Source organism: Shimia sp. MMG029 (assembly GCF_027947445.1).
In the GTDB taxonomy this organism is placed as follows: domain Bacteria; phylum Pseudomonadota; class Alphaproteobacteria; order Rhodobacterales; family Rhodobacteraceae; genus Shimia.
Map to the genome: position 1 here is coordinate 923,178 of NZ_JAQJIM010000001.1, position 24,035 is coordinate 947,212.

The 24,035-nt window shown below is 55.4% G+C and carries 22 protein-coding genes and 1 tRNA gene; 14 read left to right on the forward strand and 9 right to left on the reverse strand.

Annotation, left to right across the window (positions count from 1 at the left end; genetic code table 11):
- The first annotated feature begins 1 nt into the window (after position 1).
- From cyoB to PJL69_RS04470, 5 genes are all read left to right on the forward strand, one after another.
- Positions 2-2,032, forward strand: coding sequence for a cytochrome o ubiquinol oxidase subunit I (cyoB, locus tag PJL69_RS04450; RefSeq protein WP_271308568.1), 2,031 nt, complete (start codon positions 2-4; stop codon positions 2,030-2,032).
- Positions 2,033-2,037: 5 nt separating this feature from the next.
- The gene (gene cyoC, locus PJL69_RS04455) at positions 2,038-2,682 is read left to right on the forward strand and encodes a cytochrome o ubiquinol oxidase subunit III (RefSeq protein ID WP_209096006.1); all 645 of its coding nucleotides are present in this window, start codon (positions 2,038-2,040) and stop codon (positions 2,680-2,682) included.
- Positions 2,679-3,035 carry a cytochrome o ubiquinol oxidase subunit IV gene (gene cyoD, locus PJL69_RS04460; protein WP_209096008.1) on the forward strand — a complete coding sequence of 119 codons (357 nt, stop codon included), beginning with the start codon at positions 2,679-2,681 and terminating at the stop codon, positions 3,033-3,035. The genes cyoC and cyoD overlap by 4 nt, the downstream gene beginning before the upstream one ends.
- Positions 3,032-3,742, forward strand: a complete 711-nt coding sequence (locus tag PJL69_RS04465; RefSeq protein WP_271308569.1) for an SURF1 family protein — start codon at positions 3,032-3,034, stop codon at positions 3,740-3,742. Before cyoD ends, PJL69_RS04465 begins: the two co-directional genes overlap by 4 nt.
- A gap of 385 nt (positions 3,743-4,127) precedes the next feature.
- Positions 4,128-5,414 (forward strand): uracil-xanthine permease family protein, encoded by a 1,287-nt coding sequence (locus tag PJL69_RS04470; protein WP_271308570.1) that lies wholly within the window; start codon positions 4,128-4,130, stop codon positions 5,412-5,414.
- Between the two features lie 252 nt (positions 5,415-5,666).
- Here the strand turns inward: PJL69_RS04470 and PJL69_RS04475 are convergent.
- Positions 5,667-5,756 (reverse strand) — tRNA-Ser (locus PJL69_RS04475).
- A 156-nt stretch (positions 5,757-5,912) separates the two neighbouring features.
- On the reverse strand, positions 5,913-7,280 hold the full coding sequence (locus PJL69_RS04480; RefSeq protein ID WP_271308571.1) for a class II 3-deoxy-7-phosphoheptulonate synthase: 1,368 nt from the start codon (positions 7,278-7,280) through the stop codon (positions 5,913-5,915).
- 168 nt (positions 7,281-7,448) lie between these two features.
- Here PJL69_RS04480 and PJL69_RS04485 point away from each other — a divergent pair, with 168 nt between their 5' ends.
- A complete protein-coding gene (locus tag PJL69_RS04485; protein ID WP_271308572.1) occupies positions 7,449-8,444 on the forward strand; it encodes a GlxA family transcriptional regulator in 996 nt (331 codons plus the stop codon).
- 52 nt (positions 8,445-8,496) lie between these two features.
- On the opposite strand, the gene PJL69_RS04490 is transcribed toward PJL69_RS04485, so the two are convergent.
- Positions 8,497-9,591: a PQQ-dependent sugar dehydrogenase gene (locus PJL69_RS04490; protein ID WP_271308573.1), complete on the reverse strand. Its 1,095-nt coding sequence runs from the start codon at positions 9,589-9,591 to the stop codon at positions 8,497-8,499.
- Between the two features lie 170 nt (positions 9,592-9,761).
- Here PJL69_RS04490 and PJL69_RS04495 point away from each other — a divergent pair, with 170 nt between their 5' ends.
- The 6 genes from PJL69_RS04495 (at position 9,762) to PJL69_RS04520 (ending at position 15,514) form a co-directional block, all read left to right on the forward strand.
- Positions 9,762-10,946 carry an ABC transporter substrate-binding protein gene (locus PJL69_RS04495; RefSeq protein ID WP_271308574.1) on the forward strand — a complete coding sequence of 395 codons (1,185 nt, stop codon included), beginning with the start codon at positions 9,762-9,764 and terminating at the stop codon, positions 10,944-10,946.
- Between the two features lie 95 nt (positions 10,947-11,041).
- Positions 11,042-11,824: an ABC transporter ATP-binding protein gene (locus PJL69_RS04500; protein ID WP_209096020.1), complete on the forward strand. Its 783-nt coding sequence runs from the start codon at positions 11,042-11,044 to the stop codon at positions 11,822-11,824.
- A 93-nt stretch (positions 11,825-11,917) separates the two neighbouring features.
- Entirely contained in the window at positions 11,918-12,745 is an 828-nt protein-coding gene (locus PJL69_RS04505) for an ABC transporter ATP-binding protein (RefSeq protein WP_271308575.1), read from the forward strand.
- 2 nt (positions 12,746-12,747) lie between these two features.
- Positions 12,748-13,203: a hypothetical protein gene (locus PJL69_RS04510; protein ID WP_271308576.1), complete on the forward strand. Its 456-nt coding sequence runs from the start codon at positions 12,748-12,750 to the stop codon at positions 13,201-13,203.
- Entirely contained in the window at positions 13,203-14,213 is a 1,011-nt protein-coding gene (locus tag PJL69_RS04515; RefSeq protein WP_271308577.1) for a branched-chain amino acid ABC transporter permease, read from the forward strand. Before PJL69_RS04510 ends, PJL69_RS04515 begins: the two co-directional genes overlap by 1 nt.
- Entirely contained in the window at positions 14,210-15,514 is a 1,305-nt protein-coding gene (locus PJL69_RS04520) for a branched-chain amino acid ABC transporter permease (RefSeq protein WP_271308578.1), read from the forward strand. Before PJL69_RS04515 ends, PJL69_RS04520 begins: the two co-directional genes overlap by 4 nt.
- Positions 15,515-15,585: 71 nt before the next feature.
- Here PJL69_RS04520 and PJL69_RS04525 read toward each other — a convergent pair whose 3' ends face one another.
- Positions 15,586-17,133 carry a helicase HerA-like domain-containing protein gene (locus tag PJL69_RS04525; protein ID WP_271308579.1) on the reverse strand — a complete coding sequence of 516 codons (1,548 nt, stop codon included), beginning with the start codon at positions 17,131-17,133 and terminating at the stop codon, positions 15,586-15,588.
- 527 nt (positions 17,134-17,660) lie between these two features.
- Here PJL69_RS04525 and PJL69_RS04530 point away from each other — a divergent pair.
- Entirely contained in the window at positions 17,661-18,266 is a 606-nt protein-coding gene (locus PJL69_RS04530; RefSeq protein ID WP_271308580.1) for an invasion associated locus B family protein, read from the forward strand.
- 54 nt (positions 18,267-18,320) lie between these two features.
- Here the strand turns inward: PJL69_RS04530 and PJL69_RS04535 are convergent, their stop codons facing one another.
- Genes PJL69_RS04535 through PJL69_RS04550 form a run of 4 tightly spaced genes read right to left on the reverse strand, consistent with a single transcriptional unit; the run spans position 18,321 to position 22,588 of the window.
- Positions 18,321-19,529 (reverse strand): beta-ketoacyl-[acyl-carrier-protein] synthase family protein, encoded by a 1,209-nt coding sequence (locus PJL69_RS04535; RefSeq protein WP_209096032.1) that lies wholly within the window; start codon positions 19,527-19,529, stop codon positions 18,321-18,323.
- A 35-nt stretch (positions 19,530-19,564) separates the two neighbouring features.
- Positions 19,565-19,816 carry an acyl carrier protein gene (locus PJL69_RS04540; RefSeq protein WP_209096034.1) on the reverse strand — a complete coding sequence of 84 codons (252 nt, stop codon included), beginning with the start codon at positions 19,814-19,816 and terminating at the stop codon, positions 19,565-19,567.
- Between the two features lie 29 nt (positions 19,817-19,845).
- The gene (lpxD, locus tag PJL69_RS04545; RefSeq protein ID WP_271308581.1) at positions 19,846-20,937 is read right to left on the reverse strand and encodes a UDP-3-O-(3-hydroxymyristoyl)glucosamine N-acyltransferase; all 1,092 of its coding nucleotides are present in this window, start codon (positions 20,935-20,937) and stop codon (positions 19,846-19,848) included.
- Positions 20,938-20,968: 31 nt separating this feature from the next.
- Positions 20,969-22,588 (reverse strand): L,D-transpeptidase family protein, encoded by a 1,620-nt coding sequence (locus PJL69_RS04550; RefSeq protein WP_271308582.1) that lies wholly within the window; start codon positions 22,586-22,588, stop codon positions 20,969-20,971.
- Positions 22,589-22,934: 346 nt separating this feature from the next.
- On the opposite strand from PJL69_RS04550, the gene PJL69_RS04555 reads away from it, so the two are divergent.
- Positions 22,935-23,510, forward strand: a complete 576-nt coding sequence (locus PJL69_RS04555; protein ID WP_271308583.1) for a YcbK family protein — start codon at positions 22,935-22,937, stop codon at positions 23,508-23,510.
- An 85-nt stretch (positions 23,511-23,595) separates the two neighbouring features.
- On the opposite strand, the gene PJL69_RS04560 is transcribed toward PJL69_RS04555, so the two are convergent.
- Positions 23,596-24,015: a hypothetical protein gene (locus PJL69_RS04560; RefSeq protein ID WP_271308584.1), complete on the reverse strand. Its 420-nt coding sequence runs from the start codon at positions 24,013-24,015 to the stop codon at positions 23,596-23,598.
- Positions 24,016-24,035 lie beyond the last annotated feature (20 nt).

Genomic DNA, 24,035 nt, shown 5'->3' on the forward strand with positions numbered 1-24,035 from the left:
CATGGCGAGTCCAACCGCAGCCGTCGAGCACGGCACAGATATCGTCAATTCTGCCCATTGGTTCTGGGGCAAATTGGGATGGGACATCTTCCCATTTTACGATCCAATCATTTTCGGCACCTTCATCGGCACCTGTCTCCTCGGGTTGGCTGTCGTGGGCGCTGTGACTTACTTCCGTCTCTGGGGATATCTCTGGAACGAGTGGTTCACGTCGATTGACCATAAGAAAATCGGGATCATGTACATGATCCTCGGCGTCATCATGTTGGTGCGCGGATTTGCTGACGCTTTGCTGATGCGTTTGCATCAGGCCTTGGCCTCAGCTGGATATGTCGGATTTCTTCCGGCCTATCACTACGATCAGGTCTTTACCGTTCACGGTGTGATCATGATTTTCTTCGTCGCAATGCCGTTTGTGACCGGTTTCATGAACTACGTGATGCCGCTCCAGATTGGTGCGCGCGATGTGGCCTTTCCGTTCCTCAACAACTTCAGCTTCTGGCTGACAGTTTCCGGCGCAATCCTGATCATGATTTCCCTGTTTGTCGGTGAATTCGCGGCAACAGGTTGGCTGGCCTATCCACCGCTTTCCGGGCTGACCTTTAGCCCTGGCGTTGGAATGGACTACTATCTGTGGTCGCTCAACATCGCAGGCATCGGCACAACACTGTCAGGCATCAACCTGGTTGTAACCATCGTCAAGATGCGTGCCCCTGGGATGACATGGATGAAAATGCCCGTGTTCACCTGGACGGCGCTTTGCACAAACATCTTGATTGTGGCCACCTTTCCGGTTTTGACAGCAACCCTCGCACTGCTGACCGCAGACCGGTATCTTGGCACCCATTTCTTCACCAATGAAATGGGCGGAAGCCCGATGATGTATGTGAACCTGATCTGGATCTGGGGTCACCCTGAAGTATACATTCTGATGTTGCCGATTTTCGGTGTCTTCTCCGAGGTCGTATCAACCTTCTGCTCCAAGCGTCTGTTTGGATATACGTCCATGGTTTACGCAACCTGCGTGATCATGATCCTCAGCTACATTGTTTGGCTGCACCACTTCTTCACCATGGGGGCAGGTGCAAATGTGAACTCCTTCTTCGGGATCAGTACGATGATTATTTCGATCCCGACGGGCGCCAAGCTCTTCAACTGGCTGTTCACCATGTACAAAGGCCGCATTCGTTTTGAATTGCCAATGATGTGGACAGTTGCGTTCATGCTGACCTTTGTGATTGGCGGCCTGACAGGTGTGCTGTTGGCAATCCCGCCAGCGGACTACGTCCTGCACAACTCTTTGTTCCTTGTGGCGCACTTTCACAATGTGATCATCGGCGGCGTGGTGTTTGGGATCTTCGCAGGCATCAACTTCTGGTGGCCTAAGGCCTTTGGCTTCAAGCTGGACCCATTCTGGGGCAAGATCAGCTTCTGGGGCTGGGTTGTCGGCTTCTGGTTTGCCTTCATGCCACTGTACATCATGGGCCTCATGGGCGTGACCCGCCGCCTGAGCCAGTTTGAAGACACCTTCTATGCTGGTTACTTCTTTGTGGCTCTGCTTGGCGCACTCATGATCGCAATTGGGGTTCTGGCATTTGTGGTGCAAATCGCAGTCAGCATTCTGAAGCGTGAAGAGTTGAAGGTAGATGGTGATCCTTGGGGTGGCCGGACACTTGAGTGGGCCACCACGTCCCCTCCGCCTTACTACAACTTTGCCTTCAACATCCGGGTTCATGCTCTCGATGCGTGGCAGCATATGAAAGACAACGGCTATAAAAAGCCAACCGAAGGATTCACTCCGATTCATATGCCGCACTACACATCCAGTGGGATCATTATCTCCGGCTTCATGACTGTCATGGGCTTCGCGCTGATCTGGCACGTGTGGTGGTTGGCGGCTGTGACCTTCTTTACCTCCTTGGTTTGGGGCATCGGCCACACCTTCAATTACAACCGTGACTACTACATCCCTGCCGATGAGGTCCAAGCGATCGAAAATGGCAAGGCACCAACAATGAGCCCAGCGGAGTAACTCAAATGTCATCAGCTACCGTTGAAACGCCGAAAGGCGGCTTTGAATTCATCGTTCATGACGATCATCATCATGACGATGGAGACCATCACCACGAAACCGGGACAATGCTCGGTTTCTGGATCTACCTGATGAGCGATTGCCTGATCTTTGGCATCCTCTTTGCGATCTATGCAGTTGTGGGCCAGAACTATGCGGCTGGCCCCGCTCCACTCGATCTCTTTGAGCTCGATAAGATCGCTTGGGCAACTGCATGGCTGTTGTTGTCTTCGATCACCTACGGCTTCTCTGTGATCAAAATGCATGAAAACAACAAGAACATGATGATGTTCTGGCTCATCATCACCGGCATCTTCGGCGCGGGGTTCTTGTACCTCTCGGTCGAAGAATTCATGCACCTCTGGCATATCGGTGCCGGACCAGGCGCATCTGCGTTCCTGTCTGCCTTCTGGTTCTTGGTCGGCACCCACGGTGTACACGTGGCCTGTGGTGCGCTTTGGTTGGTTGTTTTGCTTGTGCAGGTTCAGATTCATGGGCTGACTCATGAAAACAAACGCCGGATCTTGTGCTTGAGCTTGTTCTGGCACTTCCTCGACCTGATCTGGATCGGGGTGTTCTCTTTCGTCTATCTCACAGGGGTTCTGCTATGAGCGCTGAAACGCACGACTCAGCCAAAGCCTATCGCGACTATCTGAAAGGCTTTATCTTCTCCGTGATCTTGACGGTCATCCCGTTCTACTGCGTGATGAGCGGCGCGGTTACAGATGTGCCTACACTGATTGCGATCATCTTCGGTCTTGGCGCGATTCAAATGGCTGTTCATGTGGTCTACTTCCTGCACTTGACCGTAAGTGCAGAAGACGGCTGGCAAGCCATGTCCATCGCCTTCACTCTTATGCTTGTCATCATTGTGTTGGTTGGCTCGGTCTGGGTCATGACTCACCTGCATGAAAACATGATGCCTGCGCACGAGCAGATTGAGCGGATCAAAAATCTGCCATGACGGTCAACTCAACCCGCGTGAAACGTCCTCTTTGGGTCGATGTCACCCTCTTGCTTTTGTCTGCCGTGCTCTTCACGTCAATGGTGGCACTCGGCAACTGGCAGGTGCGGAGACTGGGCGAAAAGTTGGATCTTATCTCGCGGGTTGAAACCTATGCGTATGGGGCTCCGGTCCCTGCGCCTCTGAATGAAACACCCCCCGAATACCTTCGCGTAGAGCTTTCCGGCACTTACGATCACCAAAACTCGATCCTAGTCAAAGCGGTTACCGACCTTGGCCCAGGGCATTGGGTCATGTCTCCCTTGCACACAGATAACCTTGCCATCTGGATCAACCGTGGTTTTGTTCCAACCGGCAAAGACAGAGACGTTTGGTTCCAACCTGAGGGACGTCAAACCGTCACTGGTCTGGCAAGACCAACTAAACCGGGTGGCACGCTGCTCGAAGAAAACCTACCAGAACAAAACCGATGGGTGTCTCCAGATCTAAACGCGATGTCCGAGCATATCGGACTCAGCAATGCATTGGACTACTACATCGCGGCCGACCACAGTGGCGCCGCGGAAGACTGGCCGCGCGGTGGTTTGACAAAACTGGTTTTCAGCAACTCTCACCTCAGCTACGCGCTGACGTGGTATGCGATGGCCGCCCTGTTTTTTACAGCGATGGCCTATGTGATCTGGGATCGCAAAAGAGTGCGCGACTAACCCGCACATTTTCCCGACAGTTGGTCGGTTAGCGCACAAACTTCCCCCTACAGATAGCACAGCGATAACGATCTCGCGTGATCGTGCGCAGTCATGCCAGACCAACCGCGCCTGACACGTCCCTGCTTGCAGCCCCCCCCCGCGAACAGCACATTTGTCAAATGCCCCGATAATTCGGCTGCACATCTCTGCCAACTGATCACGCAGCTCTAGGCAGTCCAGAGGATGCGAATTTTCGGCACCGCACAGGCTTTTCGCCTTGCGGTGCCATCGTGATTGGGCAATCACGCATTTGTCTCAAAGCGTGCGGTCAGCCCGCCTAAAGTCCTGCTCACGAGCCAGCTCGCTCACACCAACGCACAACAACACGAAAGAAACACGCTCAATGTCTGCACTTGAAGACACCGATGGTGCGATCACATCATCAGAAACTGACTACAAATTCGGCCCCCAACAGGCCCTTGCCGGTGCACAGATGCTCTTTGTCGCCTTTGGTGCATTGGTCCTCGTCCCGATCCTCACTGGGCTCAACGCAAGCGTGGCTTTGTTCACAGCTGGCCTAGGCACACTGATCTTTCAAATCGTAACACGCGGTCAGGTGCCGGTATTTTTGGCCTCCTCTTTCGCCTTTATTGCCCCCATCATCTATGGGGTACAGACATGGGGACTGGCAGCGACAACCGGTGGCCTCGCCGCCGCAGGCTTGCTTTATGTCGTGCTCAGCTTCGCCGTGCGGATCTGGGGCAGTGGCTTTCTGCACAAATACCTACCACCCGTGGTGGTTGGCCCAGTGATCATGATCATCGGCCTTTCGCTCGCCCCTGTTGCGATCAACATGGCAACAGGCCTCGCCGGTGAAACGCAGATCATGCCGCGCGGCATCGCCATGCTGCTGGCAGCAATTTCTCTGGGCACCACAATGCTCACAGCCATCTTGGGCCGTGGCATTATGAAAATCGTGCCGATCCTCGCGGGAATTGTCGCAGGCTATCTCGCCGCAATTGTGGTCGGTCTGGTGACAGGCGAAAGTCTGATCAACACGGCCGGTCTGGTAGACGCGCCTTGGTTTGCCATCCCAGAGTTTGTACGCCCAGAATTCAACCTCGCTGCCATCTTGTTCATCCTGCCGGTCGCAATCGCACCTGCAATCGAACACTTCGGCGACATTCTGGCGATCGGCAATGTCACCAAGAAAGACTATCTGAAAAAACCCGGCATTCAGAACACGATGCTTGGCGACGGTCTCGCGACAACAGCGGCAGGTCTTTTGGGCGGCCCTCCCAACACCACATATTCGGAGGTCACAGGCGCCGTTACCCTCACACGAGCGTTCAATCCCGCGATCATGACGTGGGCCGCAATCTTTGCAATCGCCCTGTCGTTTGTTGGCAAGCTGGGCGGCTTCCTCGGCACCATTCCGATGCCTGTCATGGGTGGCATCATGATTTTGCTATTCGGCATGGTGACCGTCGTGGGCATGAGTGTTGTGGCAAAAATCGGCGAAGAGCTGCACGATCCCCGCAACATGGTGATCGCATCGACAATTCTGGTGCTTGGCCTTGGAGGTTTGACACTGTCCTTTGGTGAAGGCTTCTCCCTCGCAGGTATCGGGCTCGCAGGTGTTGCCGGTCTTGTGCTCAACCTTGTCCTGCCCAAAACACGCAACGACTGACCTCTCTGATAACGAGCGTGGCCGCTTATCTGGTTGGCCACGCTCCCCAATACCCCCATTGATGTGGGTATCCTCACTTACATCCGAACAAGGCCGCCCAGACGCTTCGACACCGCTTTGCATTGCGTAAAGTTGGTTTTCCGGTAGCTGTTATCCCAAAACAGGCACGAAGCTGCCAAAACGCGAAACGGATCGCATCTGAGCTAGCACCATGCTGCGTCTGTTCAAAATATGTGGGAACTTAGCAAATTATGGCGGAGAGACAGGGATTCGAACCCTGGAGACGGTTTCCCGCCTACACACTTTCCAGGCGTGCGCCTTCGACCACTCGGCCACCTCTCCGCAACAGAGTGTCGATGCTGCCATCGTCTCTGTGAGGCGGTGTTTAGCTCTATCCGCTGGGGGGATGCAAGAGGCAAAATGCGGGTTTTTTTGGTTTTCTCAACAAAAAAGAGCCGCGCATTTGCGCGGCTCTTTTCAATCCTTTCGAAAGCCTTATCAAACGGCTTCGGCAGCACGCGGGCGATCTCTGTTTGACAGCTCTTCCGCCACCAAGAATGCCAGTTCAAGGGACTGGCTTGCATTCAGGCGAGGATCGCAGGCTGTGTGATATCGTGCAGAGAGGTCTTCTTCGGTCACTGCACGTACACCACCGGTGCACTCGGTCACATCCTGGCCGGTCATCTCAAAATGAACGCCGCCTGGAATGGTGCCTTCCGCCTTATGCACAGCGAAGAACTCACGCACTTCGCGCAGCACACTATCAAACGGACGCGTTTTGTAACCCGTTGCAGACTTGATGGTGTTGCCGTGCATCGGATCACAAGTCCAGAGCACATTCGCCCCCTCTTCTTGCACAGCCTTAACCAGACGCGGCAGGTGGTCTCCTACGCTGCCTGCACCAAAACGTGCAATCAGGGTCAGACGGCCCGCTTCATTCTCCGGGTTCAGCTTTTCCATGAGAACCTTCAGGTCCTCTGCAGTGGTTGTTGGGCCACATTTCAGACCAATCGGGTTCTGCACACCACGAGCAAACTCAACATGCGCACCGTCAGGCTGACGGGTGCGATCACCAATCCAGATCATATGACCGGAACCTGCAAGCCACTTGCCAGAGGTCGAATCCAGACGCGTCAACGCCTCTTCGTATTCCAGCAGAAGCGACTCATGGCTGGTGTAGAAATCTACGGTCTGCAACGTATGCAAACGATCAGAGGTCACGCCCGCCGCTTTCATGAAATCAAGCGTGTCGCTGATGCGGTTCGCCATATCACGATACTTTTCAGCGTTGCCGCCTTCAGTGAAACCCAACGTCCAGGCATGCACCTGATGCACATCTGCGTATCCACCTGTGGAAAACGCACGCAGCAGGTTCAGCGTGGCGGCGGCCTGTGTATAGGCCTGCAGCATCTTACTTGGTGCGGGGATACGTGACTCTGGGGTGAAGGCCAGATCGTTGATGATATCACCACGATAGCTCGGCAGCTCCACGCCATCCATAGTCTCAGTAGGCGCAGAGCGTGGCTTGGCAAATTGCCCCGCCATCCGGCCAACCTTCACAACCGGCACCTTGGCGCCATAGGTCAGCACCATTGCCATCTGCAACATGACCTTAAAGGTGTCGCGAATACCGTCTGCACTGAATTGTTCAAAGCTCTCGGCGCAGTCTCCCCCCTGCAGCAAAAAGGCCTCACCGCGAGAAGCGGCCCCAAGCTGTGCTTTCAGGCGGCGCGCTTCGCCGGCAAAGACCAACGGCGGATAGCTTGCGAGCTTGGCTTCGACTGCCTTAAGCTCAGCTTCATCCGTATATTCAGGCATCTGAACACGAGGCTTTGCGCGCCAGTCAGATTTTTGCCATTCTGCCATTGTCTTTACTCCAATTAGACAGGTTAAAGGCACCTTATACAAAAGCTCTTGTGATAGGGCCATAGATGAAATATCCGACTTTGACGGGTGCGTCACTTACCCCGTCATATCCACACAATTGAGGCGCATTCAAAGCGCCCGAACAACAGGGAAAAGGAAACGATGTCAATGACTTCGACCATCGCTTCTGAGCTTGACGACGGAAAAAACCGGCGTTTTGTTTTTGTGCTCCTTGAGAACTTTACATTGCTGTCATTTGCTTCAGCAATCGATTGTTTGCGACTGGCAAACCGTCGACTGGGCAAAGAACATTACACATGGATTCTGTGTGGTGAAAACGGCGAGTCTGTGAATTGCTCAACCGGAACGGGACTAAAACTCGATGGCGACCTGCAAGAGCTGCACAGAGATGACACGATTGTGTTGTGCGGCGGGGAAGAGATCCAAAAGGCCACAACAAAGCGACTACTGAACTGGCTGCGTCGTGAAGCACGCCGTGGTCCCGCAATCGTAGGCGTTTGCACAGCATCATACACTATGGCGAAAGCTGGATTGCTTGATGGCAAGCGCGCCACCATCCACTGGGAAAATCAGGACAGTTTTGCTGAAGAGTTTGAAGAAGTCGAACTTTCCAAAGCCGTTTTTACCGCCGATGGAAACCGCATGACCACCGCAGGCGGGACCTCTTCGATCGATTTGTTCCTAAAACTGATCGCTCAAGATCAGGGCGAAGACGTCGCCAATTGGGTCGCTGATCAGCAAATCTACAATTCCATCCGCACAGATCAAGACACGCAACGCTTGTCGGTGCCGACACGTATTGGTGTGCGCCATCCGAAACTGTCTCTGGTCATTCAGATGATGGAAACCAATATCGAAGAACCGATCAGCCCCTCAATTTTGGCCAAAGACGTGGGCATGTCCACTCGCCAGCTGGAACGTTTGTTCCGCCGGTATCTCAACCGCTCTCCAAAGCGCTACTATATGGAGTTGCGCCTGCAAAAGGCACGTAACCTGTTGATGCAGACAGATATGAGCGTGATCAACGTGGCACTCGCCTGTGGATTTGCTTCCCCAAGCCATTTCTCAAAATGCTACCGCGCGCATTATGAGACCACCCCATACCGTGAACGCGGCTCGCAAAGCACGCGCCTTTCGGTCTGATCACACCCGCGCTCCCCTCGCGCACTGCGAGGGTGGCGCTAGTTCGCAGGCATCATTTCGCAGGCATCATTCGGAACAACGTCCCTCTTTCGACGGACAAAAACCAAATGCCCCCATTTGGCCCTTCCCTGACATCCCGCACGCGTCCTGTACTCGCCCCGCGTATTTTTTCGACCTCTTGCATTGGCGTGCCGCTCAATCGGCTGATGTGGTCCAATTTGAGACTTCCGACGAAGAAATGCCCTCTCCACGCAGGCCACAACTTGCCTGAGTAGATCATCATACCAGATGGGGCAATTGACGGATCCCAATAGAAAGCGGGCTGCTCCAAGCCCTCTTTGGCGGAGCCTTCGCCAATTTTTGCGCCAGAATAATGCCGACCATAGGAAATCACTGGCCAACCAAAGTTTGCGCCTTTGCGGATCAGATTGATCTCATCGCCGCCTTTTGCCCCATGTTCAACGACCCACAGGCGCCCCTCTTCATCAAGGGCTGCGCCTTGCGGATTCCTGTGCCCATAGGACCAAATCTCTGGCAGAGCTCCGGTTTGCTGCTGAAACGGATTGTCCGAAGGGGCGCCACCACTCCGCGCTATGCGCACCACGGACCCTTCATGGCGCGACAAATCCTGCGCTGCAGGGCGGTCGCCGCGCTCGCCAATGGTCACAAAAAGCGTCCCATCTCGCGCTTCAACGATGCGACTGCCAAAATGCCGTCCACCCTGGCTTCCTGCTGCCATTTCAAAGATCTTTGTGACCTTGTTTAACTGAGCCCCGTCCTTGGATAGAACGCCACGATAAACAGCCGTTCCCGCGCCTCTGGCCTGTGACACTGCAAGGCTCAAAAACACCTCACGAGATCGTTCAAAATTGCGGGCGACAATGACATCCAACAGCCCGCCCTGCCCTTGAACATGCGCTTTAGGACTTCCAGTGACAGGTGTCTTAACACCCTCATCAGAAACATGCCAAAGCTGGCCAGCGCGCTCAGTGATCAACAGCGCCCCCCCGGGTAAAAAGGCAAAGCCCCAAGGATTCTCCAGATCCTCAACCACGGCATCAACTTTGATGTGGCCCTGAGAGGTCTGAACACTCTGAGCATCAGCGACAGAGCTTACAAGAAACGCCAAAGCACATGAGATCAGCATGACAAATCGCATTTAAAACACCGTTTTCTTTCAGATTTTCCCACCTAGGCGCTGTGGACCCGCATCGGCAAATCGCTGATTAAAAATCAGTCAACACCCTCTTTCCTTTTAATTTTAGCCCGCATAGGCTCCAAACCGGAACAACAAAAATGTTACTTGGGAGTAAGAACATGAAAAAGCTGCTTATGGCCTCTGCCGCTGGCGCATTGCTGGCCGGAGCTGCGTCCGCAGAAGACATCAAATTGGGCGTGATCCTCGGCTTTACTGGACCGATTGAATCCCTCACCCCAGCTATGGCGGCCGGTGCTGAAATCGCAATGGAAGAAGTCACCAAGAGCGGCAAACTGCTCGATGGCTCCAGCGTCTCCGCTGTACGCGCTGACTCCACCTGTGTTGACTCCGCTGCCGCCACCGCTGCTGCCGAACGCCTGATCACCTCTGATGGCGTCAAAGGTATCATGGGCGCGGACTGCTCTGGCGTGACTGGCGCTGTTCTGGCCAATGTGGCTGTACCAAACGGCATGGTCATGATCTCTCCTTCCGCGACATCTCCTGCCCTGTCTGAAGCAGAAGACAATGGCCTGTTCTTCCGCACCGCGCCATCTGACGCGCGTCAGGGTCAGGTTCTCGCTAACGTATTGATCGAGCGTGGTTTCCAATCCGCTGCGATCACCTACACCAACAACGACTACGGCAAAGGTTTGGCTGACAGCATCGAGGCTGCCTATAAGGCCGCGGGCGGCGAAATCACCGCATCTTCCGCACACGAAGATGGCAAGGCCGACTACTCCGCAGAAGTTGCCGCGCTGGCATCTGCTGGCGGCGATATTCTGATCGTAGCAGGCTACGTTGATCAGGGTGGCCCCGGCATGATCCGCGCAGCATTGGATACGGGTGCGTTTGATGTATTCGCTCTGCCTGACGGCATGATCGGTACAGCCCTGGAAAACACCTTTGGCGACGAAATCGAAGGCTCTGTTGGCACACTTCCGGGCAGTGAAGCGGCGGATCCTTCTTTTGTTCTGGAAGCGGCGGCTGCAACTGGTGCGGATGCGTCCGGTCCCTACATCGGCGAAAGCTATGACGCGGCAGCCTTGATCATGCTGGCCATGCAAGCGGCGGGTTCGAGCGATCCGGCAGCCTATTCTGCCAAGATCGAAGATGTGGCCAACGCACCAGGTGAGCCGATCGCAGCAGGTGAGCTGGACAAAGCCCTCGAAATCCTTGCTGCTGGCGGTGATATCGACTATGTCGGCGCGACTGCTGTTGAACTGATCAATGGTGGCGAAGCTGCTGGCGGCTATCGCGAGATCATCATTGAAGGCGGCAAAATCACAACGGCCAACTTCCGCTAAGTGCGGTCAAAAAAACAGAAAAATGAGCAGCCCGGTCAAGTGCCGGGCTTCTTCGAATGTAAAGCACGCGCAGTCGTGTGAACGGGGGATAGCATATGATCGTCGCAGAAGACGTTCACAAACATTTCGGAGGGTTTCGCGCGGTTGATGGTGCGACGCTTCGGATTGAGCCAGGCTCGATCACTGGGCTGATTGGCCCAAATGGCGCTGGAAAAAGCACCATCTTCAATGTGATTGCGGGAGTCCTGAAACCGACCTCTGGTCGGGTCTTGATGGACGGCGAAGACATCACCGGCCTGCCGCCTCACGAGCTGTTTCACAAAGGTCTGCTGCGCACCTTCCAGATCGCCCATGAGTTCAGCTCCATGAGCTGCCGCGAGAACCTGATGATGGTGCCGGGACAACAGTCCGGCGAAACGCTGTGGAACACTTGGTTTGGGCGCAAACGCATCGCCGACGAAGAGCGAGCCCTGCGCGCGAAGGCCGACGAAGTGCTTGAATTTCTTACGATAGAGCATTTGTCCGATCACAAAGCCGGTCAAATCTCTGGCGGTCAGAAAAAGTTGCTTGAGCTGGGCCGCACCATGATGGTGGATGCCAAAATCGTCTTTCTGGATGAGGTCGGCGCAGGTGTGAACCGCACCCTGCTGAACACCATCGGAGATGCGATTATCCGCCTGAACAAAGAGCGCAATTACACCTTTGTGGTGATCGAACACGACATGGATTTCATCGGCCGACTGTGTGATCCGGTGATCTGCATGGCCGAAGGCAAAGTGCTGGCCGAAGGCACTTTGGAAGAGATCAAAGCCAATGAACAGGTGATCGAGGCCTACCTCGGCACCGGGCTCAAAAACAAGGAACAGCTGAGCGCATAAGACGTCGGTATTGTGTCTGTATCGCGGCGGTATCGCAGCGGTATCACGACAGTGCATTGACGGTATTTTGCGCCCTCAGCGAGGAGAGTTGGGATGACGGGGAACCCCTATCAGGATGATCGTGGCAACAAAGATGCCTCAATCACCAACCCGAAGGGCGGCGGCGAACTGGTGAGTTCGGTCGGCACCGGGAAAGAGATGAACACCACAGATGCCTTTCTGGTCGGCGACAGCATGACTGGCGGCTATGGCAAAGACGGGCCGGACATTCTGCATGACTGCACAATCGCCGTGAACCCGGGCGAGATTGCCGTGATCGTGGGGCCCAATGGCGCCGGCAAATCCACCGGCATGAAAGCCGTCTTTGGCATGCTCAATCTGCGTCAGGGATCCGTGCGGCTGGATGGTGAAGACATCACCAACCTCACACCACAGGACCGCGTGGCGAAAGGCATGGGCTTTGTGCCGCAGGTGAACAATATCTTCACCTCCATGACGGTGGAAGAGAACCTCGAAATGGGGGCGTTCATCCGCAAGGACGATTTCAGAGACACGATGGAGCAGGTCTATGGCCTCTTCCCGATCCTGAAAGAAAAACGCAACCAGCCTGCGGGCGAGCTGTCTGGCGGCCAGCGTCAGCAGGTGGCCGTGGGCCGCGCGTTGATGACACAGCCCAAAGTACTGATGCTGGATGAACCTACCGCAGGTGTGTCCCCCATCGTCATGGATGAGCTGTTTGACAGAATCATCGAAGTCAGCCGCACCGGCATTCCCATCCTGATGGTGGAGCAAAACGCCCGTCAGGCGCTGGAAATTGCCGACAAAGGCTATGTGCTGGTGCAGGGCCGCAACGCCTATACCGGCACCGGCAAAGACCTTCTCGCGGATGAAGACGTCCGCAAAGCATTCTTGGGGGGCTGAGGATGACTTTATCGAAAGCTAATGCGCGCAGGTTGTTGAGCAATGCGCTAGCTAGTCTGGCCAGTATAACGATGTTTGCAGGCGTTTCGCTCGCGGCCAGCAACCACGGAGAAAACAGTGGCCAGACCAACGAATTACCTCAAGTGTTTTCAGTAGATTGCTCATGGAGCGAGACGACATCGACCTTTGAGATCGACAAGACTGAGGCATTGGTTACGCGTGCCTTTAGTTCAGCTAACGCCCCCCAAAAGGTTCTGCTCAATTCTCATCTCGGATGGGTAGAATTAGCTGGAATGGGTGGAGAGCGACACTTTGTAATGCCTTCAACAGGTAGCCTGCTCGGCGGTCAAATGCTTACGGTCATGATGGACGGTCGAGCGACAAGAACCCAAACGACAATGTTCAAAGACGAAATTCGTGTATCCGCGGAAATTGGTCATTGCGAGGTGATCGAATAATGGACTTCCTCAACGCCATTGTGGCGCTTTCTAACTTTGTTCTGATCCCCGCGATTGCCTATGGCAGTCAGCTGGCACTGGGGGCGCTGGGGGTGACGCTGATCTACGGCATTCTGCGGTTTTCCAACTTTGCCCATGGCGACACCATGGCCTTTGGCGCCATGCTTGCCGTGCTGGTCACCTGGCTGCTGCAATCCATGGGGGTGAGCTTTGGCCCACTGCCCACCGCATTGCTGGCCCTGCCTTTTGCCATTCTGGGCACCATGGCGCTGGTGCTGATCACCGACCGCGTGGTTTATCGTTTCTATCGTGAACAAAAGGCCAAGCCGGTGATCCTTGTGATCGTATCCATGGGCGTGATGTTCATCATGAACGGTCTGGTGCGTTTCATCATTGGACCAAATGATCAGAAGTTTGCCGATGGCGAACGTTTCATCATTTCCGTGCGTGAATTCAAAGCCATGACGGGGCTGCGCGAAGGTCTGGCGATCAAAACCACACAGGGCATCACCGTTGTTGTGGCCGTGATCTGTGTGGTTCTGCTGTTCTGGTTCCTCAACCGCACCCGCACGGGTAAATCCATGCGCGCCTATTCGGACAACGAAGATCTGGCGCTGCTGTCGGGCATCAACCCGGAACGTGTGGTGATGTACACATGGCTGATTGTGGCCGCCCTGGCGACCACGGCGGGCGTGCTCTATGGGCTCGACAAAACCTTCAAACCCTTTGTCTATTTCCAGTTGCTGCTGCCTATTTTTGCCTCTGCGATTGTGGGCGGCCTTGGCAGCCCGATTGGCGCCATTGCGGGTGGGTTTGTGATCGCCTTCAGCGAAGTCACGATCACCTACGCCTGGAAAAAAGTGCTGAAATACATGCTGCCAGAACAGCTGGAGCCATCAGGCCTCGTGCAGCTTCTGAGCACCGACTATAAATTCGCCGTCAGCTTTGTGATCCTGATTGTGGTTCTGCTGTTTAAGCCGACCGGCCTGTTCAAGGGGAAATCGGTATGAGCGAACAGGTGAGAAACACAGCCCTCTTTGGCCTGATCTTCGGCCTGATTGTGCTAACAGGCTTCATGCAGAGCTGGAACGTGGCACTGCTGATCCTGAACATGGGCCTGATCTCTGCAATCATGGCGCTTGGCGTGAACCTGCAATGGGGCTTTGCCGGGCTGTTCAACGTGGGTGTCATGGGCTTTGTCGCCCTTGGCGGTCTGGCCGTGGTGCTGACCTCTGCAGCCCCGGTGGAAGGCGCCTGGAGCGCGGGGGGCTGGCGGATTGTGATAGCACTACTCGCCGGTGCAGGCACCATAGTGGCCACCGTAATGGTGCGTCAGAAGATGCCTGTGGGCCGTCTGCGCAATCTGCTGACAGCTGCCATTCTGATCGGCGGCTTCTTCCTCTATCGCGGCATCTTTGACCCCGGTGTGGCCGCCGTCGAAGAGATCAACCCAGCGCTTCAGGGCAATCTGGGCGGTCTGAACCTGCCGGTTCTGCTGGCCTGGCCCATGGGCGGTTTGCTGGCGGCGGGCGTCGCCTGGCTAATTGGCAAAACCGCGCTTGGCCTGCGCTCTGACTATCTGGCGATTGCGACCCTCGGCATTGCGGAAATCATCATTGCGGTGATGAAGAACGAAGACTGGCTTGCGCGCGGCGTGAAAAACGTTGTGGGGCTTGATCGTCCTGTGCCTTATGAGATCGACCTGCAGAACTCCTCAACCTTCATCAACCGCGCCGAGGGGCTCGGTATGGATGTGGCAACGGCGTCGTCCCTCTTTGTGAAGCTCAACTATTCGCTGCTGTTTGCGGCGGTGCTGATTGTGATCTTCGTGATGGCGCAGCTTGCACTCAACAGCCCATGGGGCCGGATGATGCGCGCGATCCGCGACAATGAAGTGGCCGCCGAGGCGATGGGCAAGGATGTGACCAATCGCCATCTGCAGATCTTTGTGATCGGCTCTGCAATCTGTGGCATTGCCGGGGCGATGATGACCACGCTTGATGGCCAGTTGACACCGGGCACCTATCAGCCGCTGCGCTACACCTTCCTGATCTGGGTGATGGTGATTGTGGGCGGCTCTGGAAACAACCTTGGCGCTGTGCTGGGCGGTTTCCTGATCTGGTTCCTCTGGGTACAGGTGGAGCCGATGGGGTTGTGGCTGATGCAGACCATCACCGCAGGCATGGCAGAAGACAGCGCATTGCGGGATCATCTGATCGACAGCGCCGCACATATGCGCCTTTTGACCATGGGGGTGGTCCTGCTGCTGGTGCTCAGGTTCAGCCCACGTGGTTTGATCCCTGAAAAATAATAAAAAAGGCGCTCCTCCGGGAGCGCCTTTTGCCTTCGGCGAGGATATTTTCAGAATGAGAAAACGCCGGGTCAGCGGCCTTTGAACAGCCCGCCCAGAATGCCGCGCACGATGCGGCGGCCGGTTGTGCCGGTGAGCTCTTTCATCACCATTTTGCCCATCGCAGTGCCAAAGCTGTCATCAGCACGAATGCGCATGGAGCGCGCGCTGGAGCGGCTGACCCGGCCCCCGCTGTAGCGGCGCGCGGCGCTAAATTCCCGCTCAGCCACGGATTTCTCTTCTTCGCGGGCCTCTGCCTCTTCGGCAGCCTTGGTGGCTCCTGCGGCGCGGTCGCGCAAGATTTCATAGGCCGAATGGCGGTCTTTGGCAGTGTCGTATTTTCCGGCCACAGGAGAGTTGGCTAAGACCTGCCTACGTGTAGTTTGATCGATGGGACCAAGCTGAGACGATGGCGGGCGGATCAGCGTGCGCTCCACAATGCCCGGTATGCCCTTTTTCATCAGCATCGAGGTCACCGCCTCCCCCACGCCCACTTCGCGAATGGCCGCTTCGGTCTCAAACCGTGGGTTGGGGCGATAGGTCTCCGCCGCGAGCCGCAGCGCTTTTTTGTCCCGCGCCGTGAAAGCACGCAACGCATGCTGGACCCGGTTGCCAAGCTGGCCAAGGATGTCTTCGGGAATGTCATCCGGGTTCTGGGTGACAAAATAGACGCCCACCCCTTTGGATCGAATCAGGCGGGCGACCTGCTCCACCTTATCGATCAACGCTTTGGGAGCCCCATCAAACAACAGATGCGCCTCATCAAAGAAGAAGACCAGTTTGGGTTTGTCGGGGTCGCCGACTTCTGGCAGGGATTCAAACAACTCAGAGAGGAGCCACAACAAGAAGGTCGCATAAAGACGCGGCGCGCCCATGAGCTTGTCTGAGGCAAGGATATTGATGCGCCCCCGCCCCTCGGCATCGCACAGCATGAGATCGGAGAGATCAAGCGCGGGTTCACCAAACAGTTTGTTTGCGCCCTGATTTTCCAGCACCAGCAAGCGGCGCTGGATCGCACCGATGGAATTGACCGAGATATTGCCATAGCGCAAAGCCAGCTCAGCCCGGTTTTCGCCAACCCAAACGAGCAGCGCCTGAAGATCTTTCAGGTCCAGCAGTGGCAGCCCTTCCTCATCCGCCAGCCGGAACGCAATGTTCAGAATACCCTCCTGCGCCTCGCTCAGTTCCATCAAACGCGCAAGCAGCAGTGGCCCCATCTCCGCGACTGTGGTGCGCACCGGATGGCCCTGCGCGCCAAAAAGATCCCAGAACGTCACCGGAAACGCCGAATAGCCATAGTCCTGAAGCCCGATCTTCTGCGCGCGTGCCGTAAAGGCATCGTGCAGCTTAAAATCTGAGCGGCCAGCGGCAGCAAGCCCTGACAGATCGCCTTTCACATCAGATAGGAACACAGGCACCCCCGCAGCGGAGAATCCTTCTGCAAGAATCTGCAGAGTCACGGTCTTTCCTGTGCCTGTTGCCCCCGCAATCAGCCCATGGCGGTTGGCATATTTCAGAGTGAGACCTTGTTTTTCGCCATAATCAGGGCCGCCACCGCCCAAAAAAATATTTCCGTCCATCAGGGACTTACCTCGTGATCGCGTTGAAATCTTATTGGTTAACCGAATGTCACATCTATTGTTAACCTTTTTGCCCCATTTTCAAAGGTGTTCCAGACCAAAGCTTAACGGTTTTGGGAACGAACTCCTCCCTGTTGAGTACTGGCCGCACGCAATGTGCGGCCTTTTTTTTGAACAATTCCAAGGCCAAAGAATCTCTTTTTCCTGTTGACCACACCGCTTTTTGCTCGTAGCGTTTTGGCAATGAATAAGTCGGCCAGTCCGACGGGGAGTGAAAATTTTGCAAAAGGGCCTTTAACTGGGCCCTTTTGTTTCGTTTTCACCCCCTCTAAGTGCCTCACTTAAGCTGGCATCCTCGCGATCCAAACTCACCAAAGCCTGCTTTTGCCAACATCAAACAATGCGAAAACTATGAATGGGCACCTGCCCTGCAACCGTTTGTTCGTGTTTTCATCAAGCGTGACCTGACAATCATATTCTGGCGTGCTAAGCGACAGCGGACGACATGAGAACAATCAGGAAATCACATGCTCAAACTTCCAACTCTTTTTGCCGCGTTGCCTGCAATGCTCGTGGCGAGCCAGCTCTCTGCACAGAGCGTGCCATCCCTTTCTGACGGATCGCTGGCGATGGGGGAAGCCGTGGCCGGTCAAGGTGAAGCCCAGATCCCGCAAAACCCAAACGAAGATATAACCACTGAAACCATCGGCGACTGGGAACTTCAGTGCGCGGCCACTGGCCCCGAACCACGCCCGTGTCGCATGTATCAACTTCTGCGCGATGAGACCGGCAACCCAATTTCTGAGGTGACCCTGTTCAAACTGCCGCAAGCTGATGGCCAAGCGGTGGCGGGTGCAACGTTGATTGTCCCACTGGAAACCCTGCTGACAGCACAGTTGACGATGGCGGTCGATGGCAACAATGCGCGCCGCTATCCCTTTGCCTTCTGTAATCAAGCGGGCTGCATCGCACGGATCGGCTTCAGCCAGGCAGATATCTCGAATTTTAAATCTGGCAAAGAGGCGAAAATCAGCATCGTACCGGCTTTGGCACCTGATCAGACTGTGACGGTTTCTATGTCGCTGTCTGGTTTCACCAAGGCGTTCGACACTGCTGGAAGCGCTGGTGAATAACCACATCGCTTAAATGGGTTCGCCGTCCTTCGGCTGAGGGGCGGCGATTATTTGTCAAACGCGTCTGAGCGCAAGAACCGCGTTCAAACCACCAAAAGCAAACGCATTGGAAAGTGCGACATCCACTTTCGCCTCGCGGGCCTCGTTTGGCACCACATCCATGGCACATTCTGGATCTGCTTCTTCGTAGCCTATTGTGGGCGCAATGATCCCATCGCGCAGTGCCATGATACAGGCCAGAAGCTCCACGGCACCTGTCCCACCGATCAAGTGACCATGCATCGACTTGGTCGACGAAATCATCAGCTTGTCAGCATGGGGCCCAAACACATCGGCAACCGCGCTGCATTCTGTTTTGTCATTCGCAGCGGTGCCGGTACCGTGTGCGTTGATGTAGCCCACCTCTTCTCGATCGAGTCTGGCATCCGCCAATGCACCGGAAATCGCGCGTGACGCGCCCTGTCGTGAGGGCATGACAATGTCGGCGGCATCTGACGTCATTGCAAAGCCGACAACTTCGGCGAGGATCTCCGCACCACGTGCCTTGGCATGGTCCATTTCTTCAAAGACAAACACCCCCGCGCCCTCGCCCTGAACCATGCCATTGCGTGTCGCAGAAAACGGGCGGCATGCGTCTTTGGACATAACACGCAACCCTTCCCAGGCTTTGACGCCACCAAAACACAACATGGATTCAGCCCCGCCAGTGATCATCACAGGAGACATTCCGTGGCGCACCATTTGAAAAGCTTGGGCCATGGCGTGGTTGGAACTTGCGCAGGCGGAAGCAACCGTGAAGCTCGGCCCCTTCAGATTGAATTCCATGCTAATGTGGCTCGCCGCCGCATTGTTCATCAACTTGGGAACGACAAACGGATGTACCCGGTTTTTGCCATCTTCGTATACGGTGCGATAGTTTTCATCGAGCGTCTGCATACCGCCGCCGGAGTTGCCAAACACAACACCAGATTTTGCAGATAACTCACCCGAAAACTCCAGTCCAGACTGCGCCAGCGCTTCGCGCGCCGCAACCAGTGCAAATTGGGTGAAGCGGTCATAGAGCGACAATTGCTGCCGATTGAAGATGCCCTCAGGTTCAAACCCATGTACCTGCGCGCCGATTTTGACCCCAAGACGCTCCACATCACGCATTTCAAGCGCGCCAATACCGCAGCGCCCTTCGCGCATGGATTTGAGAGTTTGAGGCACATCATGGCCCAAAGCGTTGATGGTACCGGCCCCAGTGATGACGACGCGTTTCATGTGCTTATTGCCTTACATATGAAGCGATCTGTGGCTTAGCTTTTGGCGAGCTTTTCGATGCCAGCAATGATTGTTGCCACAGAAGAGATGTCAAAATCGCTCTTCTCAGGCTCATTTGCATTGAACGGGATCGAAATATCGAATGCTTCTTCGATTGCAAAGATGCTTTCAACAAGCCCAAGGCTATCAATGCCAAGGCTTTCCAGAGTGCTGTCCATTGAGATATCTGAAGGATCAAGAACCGCTTGTTCGGCAATGATTTCAATGACTTTGTCTTTGATGTTCATTTTTCTTCCTTTCCCGAAGAGGTCGGGTTTTAGGACTTAGACCCCAGCTTCGAAACAGTTTTTTGAAGATCGGAAAATTGCTTTGCCAATCTCGGCAGCCGTCTCAAAGCTTTGTACATTTCCAGATTCATATCCATCTTAACCGCGGGGTAACCCAGCACGACTTGCCCCGGGGCAACTTTGCTCATGAGCTTGCTGCCGCCCCCTGCGATCACGTTGTCACCAACGGTGGTGTTGTCTGTAACGCCAACTTGGCCGCCCATCACCACATTGTTGCCAATGCGCGTAGATCCAGCGATGCCAACCTGCCCAGCAAGCAGACAATCATCGCCAATGACCACATTGTGGGCAATGTGGACAAGGTTGTCGATTTTACATCCATTGCCGATTTTCGTGTCCCGGACCGTGCCATAGTCCACACAGGAATTGGCACCGATTTCCACATCATTTCCGATGGTTACCGCGCCCAGTGAATGTATGCGCGCCCAGGCTTGCTCTTTCACTTCGCCCTGATCACCCAAAGACGCGCGTGCTTTTTCCACGCCGCTGGCCTCGGGTGTGACAAATGACATGCCATCTGCACCAATGCGCGCGCCCGGCTGGGCCCAGAAGCGATCGCCAATGGTGACACGGGCGCCAATGGAGACATGATCGCGCAGCATCGCTGCGGTGCCGATCCGCGTATCCGCGCCGATGTGGCAGAATGGGCCAATCATACTGCCGGCACCGATCTGCGCACGGGGCCCAACCACCGTGTATGGGCCGATTGTCACATCATCTGCAATGGTGGCGGTGTCATCAATACACGCTGTCGGGTGGATGCCGGCAGGATAACCCTGCCCCGGATCCATCATGCGCGACAGGCCAGACATGGCGTATCGACCACGCTTTGCCGTAATGGCGGCTTCAAGCCCCATGGCTTCCCAGTCCGCCCCGTCCCAAAGCAGCGCAACCTTTGCCTGCCCCTGAGCCAGACCTTCGGCAAATTTCGGATTGGTCAAAAGCGCCAGATCTTGCGGGCCCGCCATGGCAGGTTCCGCAACCCGCTCGACAGTCAAACTGGTGTTGCCATGTGCCTCAGCATCAAGTGCCGCAGCAATCTCCTGAACCGTAAACGCCATGCCAAACCTCCGGATGATATCGGAGGCGTGTTTATCCTTGATAGGAGGTTAAGGCCACCCCTTCATTTTCCAGCGCTTTCCAGATTTTCCCATCCCGGCCATAGACATCGCGGCGATATTGCACCGGACCTTTGGCCTCTGTGTAGGCGGTGCGGTAAATGATATGCACCGGAATATCCTGTTTCAGATCAACGTGGGTTTCCCGCCCGGTCTTAAGGCGTGACTGGAAAAAGGCCTTGGGATTGTCTTCCTGTTTGGCCAGCAATGCATAGGCAAATTCAAAAGGCTGCTGCAGACGGATACATCCGTGGCTGTAGGCGCGCACTTCGCGCTTAAACAGCGCCTTTTGCGGCGTGTCGTGCAGATAGATATTGTGGCGGTTGGGGAACATGAATTTCACCAGCCCCAGCGCATTGCGGTTGCCCGGGGACTGTTTCATGTCAAACGGGAAGTTGCGCGTTGTGAACTGTGAAAAATCCACGGCGCTGCGATCCACAGTCTGTCCACGTCCGTTCACCAAACGCAGATAGCTCACCGCATTGGGGTTTTGCTTGAGCATCGGCAGATATTCTTTGGTGGCAATAGAGCGCGGCACATTCCAAGTCGGGTTGATCACCATGTGCTCCATAGTGTCAGAAAACTCCGGGCTGCGGCGATCGCTTTGGTTTTTGCCAACCACAGACCGTGTGCGGAAGGTCAGCTTGCCATCATCAATGATCTTGGCGGTGAAATCCGTGAGATTCACGAGAATTTCGCGCCCTTCGGTTTCCCGGTCCAGCCAGCGCTCGCGCTCCATGGCCACCATGATGGATTTCAGGCGCGTTTCGGCCGGTACGTTGATCTCTGTAATGGTGCCCTTGCCTGCCACACCGTCGATTTCAAGGCCATGTGCCGTCTGAAATGCGCGCACGGCGTTTTCGACATCGCTGTCAAAAGATGCTGTTGCAGAACGATCCATAAAGCCCATACGGATCAGACGATCTCGCAGCGCAATCACGGCATTGCCACGATCCCCCGGCTCCAACTTTGCAACGGGAACTGTTGCGCCCCACCCTCCGTCAGCGATCAAACGCTGAAGACGCAGCTTCTCTTTCATCAGGCGGGTGTATTCTGGTGTCTGAGGGGCCAGCCCGCGCAAGAACGCTTTCGGGTTTTCCGCAGCAAGGAAGCTCTGCATCAGCTCCGTGCGGTCCCTGCGTGCAATCTCGCGCACGATCTCATCATCGATGCGCGAGGGCACCAACATGCCGGAGGTCAAATCGCGCGCATATTTCAAATAGGCTTTGCTCAGCGCCACCTCGACAAGGCCCAGATCGCGGGCACTGCGGGCGCTGGCCATCTGGGCAACCAACCCATCAACATCGTAGCGCGCAGTCGGGAGCGCATGGTCTTCAACGCGCGACAAAGCTGCAATCAGTGCCTTACGCCGCGCTACAAAAATATCGCCCTGTCCGGTCCAAACCGGATCGAAGTCCGCGCCACGATAGTAAGCCGCTATTGCGTCATCTCTGGCCGCCGTTTCAGCGACGGCCTGTTTGAACGCCGGAAAGGCCTGCGCCTCGGGTGTCAGCAGAGCGGCCGCAAGCACCGCCGCAGCAACAGACCCCAAAAGAGAGCGCGAAATACGAGGAGCGCGGAAACGTAGCAACATAAGAACTTCCAATAGTCAGGACCAAATCAAGCTTAGAGTCTCTCCGTAGTCTGTGAACTGTCCAATCACAAGTTCGCCAAAGGGGGCACATATATCCAATTTGTTGCACCGGTGCAGCGACGCCACAGCGGTCAATTTCAACCGCTGGCCGATGTCTGGAAACTCTTTGTTCATCAATTAAGCAAAATTCTGCCTAAAATGTGCCCTCTGCGGGTCAACGCCAAAAAGAAACCTTGGTGAACAAAACCTGCTGTGCCATAAAAATCGCACATCTGAGGGGATGAGATGAAACAACAGCCACGTAACATCGTGGCGGCAGGTAAGCGACGGGACAGGCGCTGAAACTATGAACGAACCGAACGACGGCTCTTTGAGCATGACGCGGCGCGGCTTGCTGTGCGCGTTTGCAGCAACCGCGATGGCAGCGGCTCCGACATATTCCAACGCAGCGGGCTTTTTGCGTGGCGGTGGCGACATCCGCCGCATTCGCATGTATTCGGGCCGCACAGGCGAGCGCATCGACACCATTTACTGGGTCGAAGGCAAATACATCAAAGAAGCGGTGAATGAGATCAACGCCTTCATGCGCGACTGGCGCACGAACGACGTGATCGGCATTGATACCCGCACAATCGACATTATGGCCGCAGCACATAATCTGATGGATACCAGCGATCCCTACATGCTGCTATCTGGGTACCGCAGCCCCAAAACCAACGCGATGCTGCGTTCCCGCTCGCGTGGCGTGGCGAAAAACTCGCTGCACATGAAAGGCCAGGCGGCAGATCTGCGCATCTCTTCCCGTTCTGTCAGCCAAATGGCGCGTGCAGCGGCTGCGTGTCGGGCCGGTGGCGTTGGCCGCTACTCCGGTTCAAACTTCGTCCATATGGATTGTGGTCCTGTGCGCACATGGGGCCGCTGAGGGACGCTGACAAAAGCTTAGCGACCTGAGCTGCGACAAAGTCCTTCAAGTGAATGGCGCCCGATGTGGCGCCTTTTCTTTTATGTCACGTGTCATTGCGGCCATCATAGCGCCATGCACCGTGCTGTGCCTTGAGCTCCTCTTCCCCTGGCAAAAGGGTACCCAGTTTCACATTGCCTGCTGATTGCCCGTGAGCCGCGGGCGATGCTTGCGGCGCCTCCTGATCGCGAGGGCTCATCTCTGCCTCTCCTTCAGGCGCTGATGTCCCGTTCGAAGGCAGGCTCTGATCACGCGGTGCATCTGATTGCGCCTGTTGCACGTGTTCTTCAGCGATCTGATCGCCACCTTGGGCGCGTTGCACAAATGTAAGCGCCCCAAACGCAAGAACCGCCAAAGCAAAGGACAAGAGCAGATTCAGGCCTAAAAAGAGCAGCGCAACCAAGAAAACAACAACCGCCAGCACTATTCCAGTGACCGGCCTTCCATTCGCATTTTGCTCCGACATAACTTTCCTCCTCGAAATGG

Excerpts from the sequence above, each read along its gene's own strand:
- cyoB (WP_271308568.1), top strand. The coding sequence starts at position 2 with ATGGCGAGTCCAACCGCAGCCGTCGAGCACGGCACAGATATCGTCAAT.
- PJL69_RS04480 (WP_271308571.1), bottom strand. The coding sequence starts at position 7,280 with ATGGCAGAATGGCAAAAATCTGACTGGCGCGCAAAGCCTCGTGTTCAG.
- PJL69_RS04555 (WP_271308583.1), top strand. The coding sequence starts at position 22,935 with ATGAACGAACCGAACGACGGCTCTTTGAGCATGACGCGGCGCGGCTTG.
- PJL69_RS04530 (WP_271308580.1), top strand. The coding sequence starts at position 17,661 with ATGCTCAAACTTCCAACTCTTTTTGCCGCGTTGCCTGCAATGCTCGTG.
- PJL69_RS04505 (WP_271308575.1), top strand. The coding sequence starts at position 11,918 with ATGACGGGGAACCCCTATCAGGATGATCGTGGCAACAAAGATGCCTCA.
- PJL69_RS04465 (WP_271308569.1), top strand. The coding sequence starts at position 3,032 with ATGACGGTCAACTCAACCCGCGTGAAACGTCCTCTTTGGGTCGATGTC.
- PJL69_RS04560 (WP_271308584.1), bottom strand. The coding sequence starts at position 24,015 with ATGTCGGAGCAAAATGCGAATGGAAGGCCGGTCACTGGAATAGTGCTG.
- PJL69_RS04470 (WP_271308570.1), top strand. The coding sequence starts at position 4,128 with ATGTCTGCACTTGAAGACACCGATGGTGCGATCACATCATCAGAAACT.
- PJL69_RS04520 (WP_271308578.1), top strand. The coding sequence starts at position 14,210 with ATGAGCGAACAGGTGAGAAACACAGCCCTCTTTGGCCTGATCTTCGGC.
- lpxD (WP_271308581.1), bottom strand. The coding sequence starts at position 20,937 with ATGGCGTTTACGGTTCAGGAGATTGCTGCGGCACTTGATGCTGAGGCA.
- PJL69_RS04515 (WP_271308577.1), top strand. The coding sequence starts at position 13,203 with ATGGACTTCCTCAACGCCATTGTGGCGCTTTCTAACTTTGTTCTGATC.
- PJL69_RS04535 (WP_209096032.1), bottom strand. The coding sequence starts at position 19,529 with ATGAAACGCGTCGTCATCACTGGGGCCGGTACCATCAACGCTTTGGGC.
- PJL69_RS04490 (WP_271308573.1), bottom strand. The coding sequence starts at position 9,591 with ATGCTGATCTCATGTGCTTTGGCGTTTCTTGTAAGCTCTGTCGCTGAT.
- PJL69_RS04540 (WP_209096034.1), bottom strand. The coding sequence starts at position 19,816 with ATGAACATCAAAGACAAAGTCATTGAAATCATTGCCGAACAAGCGGTT.
- PJL69_RS04525 (WP_271308579.1), bottom strand. The coding sequence starts at position 17,133 with ATGGACGGAAATATTTTTTTGGGCGGTGGCGGCCCTGATTATGGCGAA.
- PJL69_RS04500 (WP_209096020.1), top strand. The coding sequence starts at position 11,042 with ATGATCGTCGCAGAAGACGTTCACAAACATTTCGGAGGGTTTCGCGCG.
- PJL69_RS04495 (WP_271308574.1), top strand. The coding sequence starts at position 9,762 with ATGAAAAAGCTGCTTATGGCCTCTGCCGCTGGCGCATTGCTGGCCGGA.
- cyoC (WP_209096006.1), top strand. The coding sequence starts at position 2,038 with ATGTCATCAGCTACCGTTGAAACGCCGAAAGGCGGCTTTGAATTCATC.
- PJL69_RS04550 (WP_271308582.1), bottom strand. The coding sequence starts at position 22,588 with ATGTTGCTACGTTTCCGCGCTCCTCGTATTTCGCGCTCTCTTTTGGGG.
- PJL69_RS04510 (WP_271308576.1), top strand. The coding sequence starts at position 12,748 with ATGACTTTATCGAAAGCTAATGCGCGCAGGTTGTTGAGCAATGCGCTA.
- cyoD (WP_209096008.1), top strand. The coding sequence starts at position 2,679 with ATGAGCGCTGAAACGCACGACTCAGCCAAAGCCTATCGCGACTATCTG.
- PJL69_RS04485 (WP_271308572.1), top strand. The coding sequence starts at position 7,449 with ATGACTTCGACCATCGCTTCTGAGCTTGACGACGGAAAAAACCGGCGT.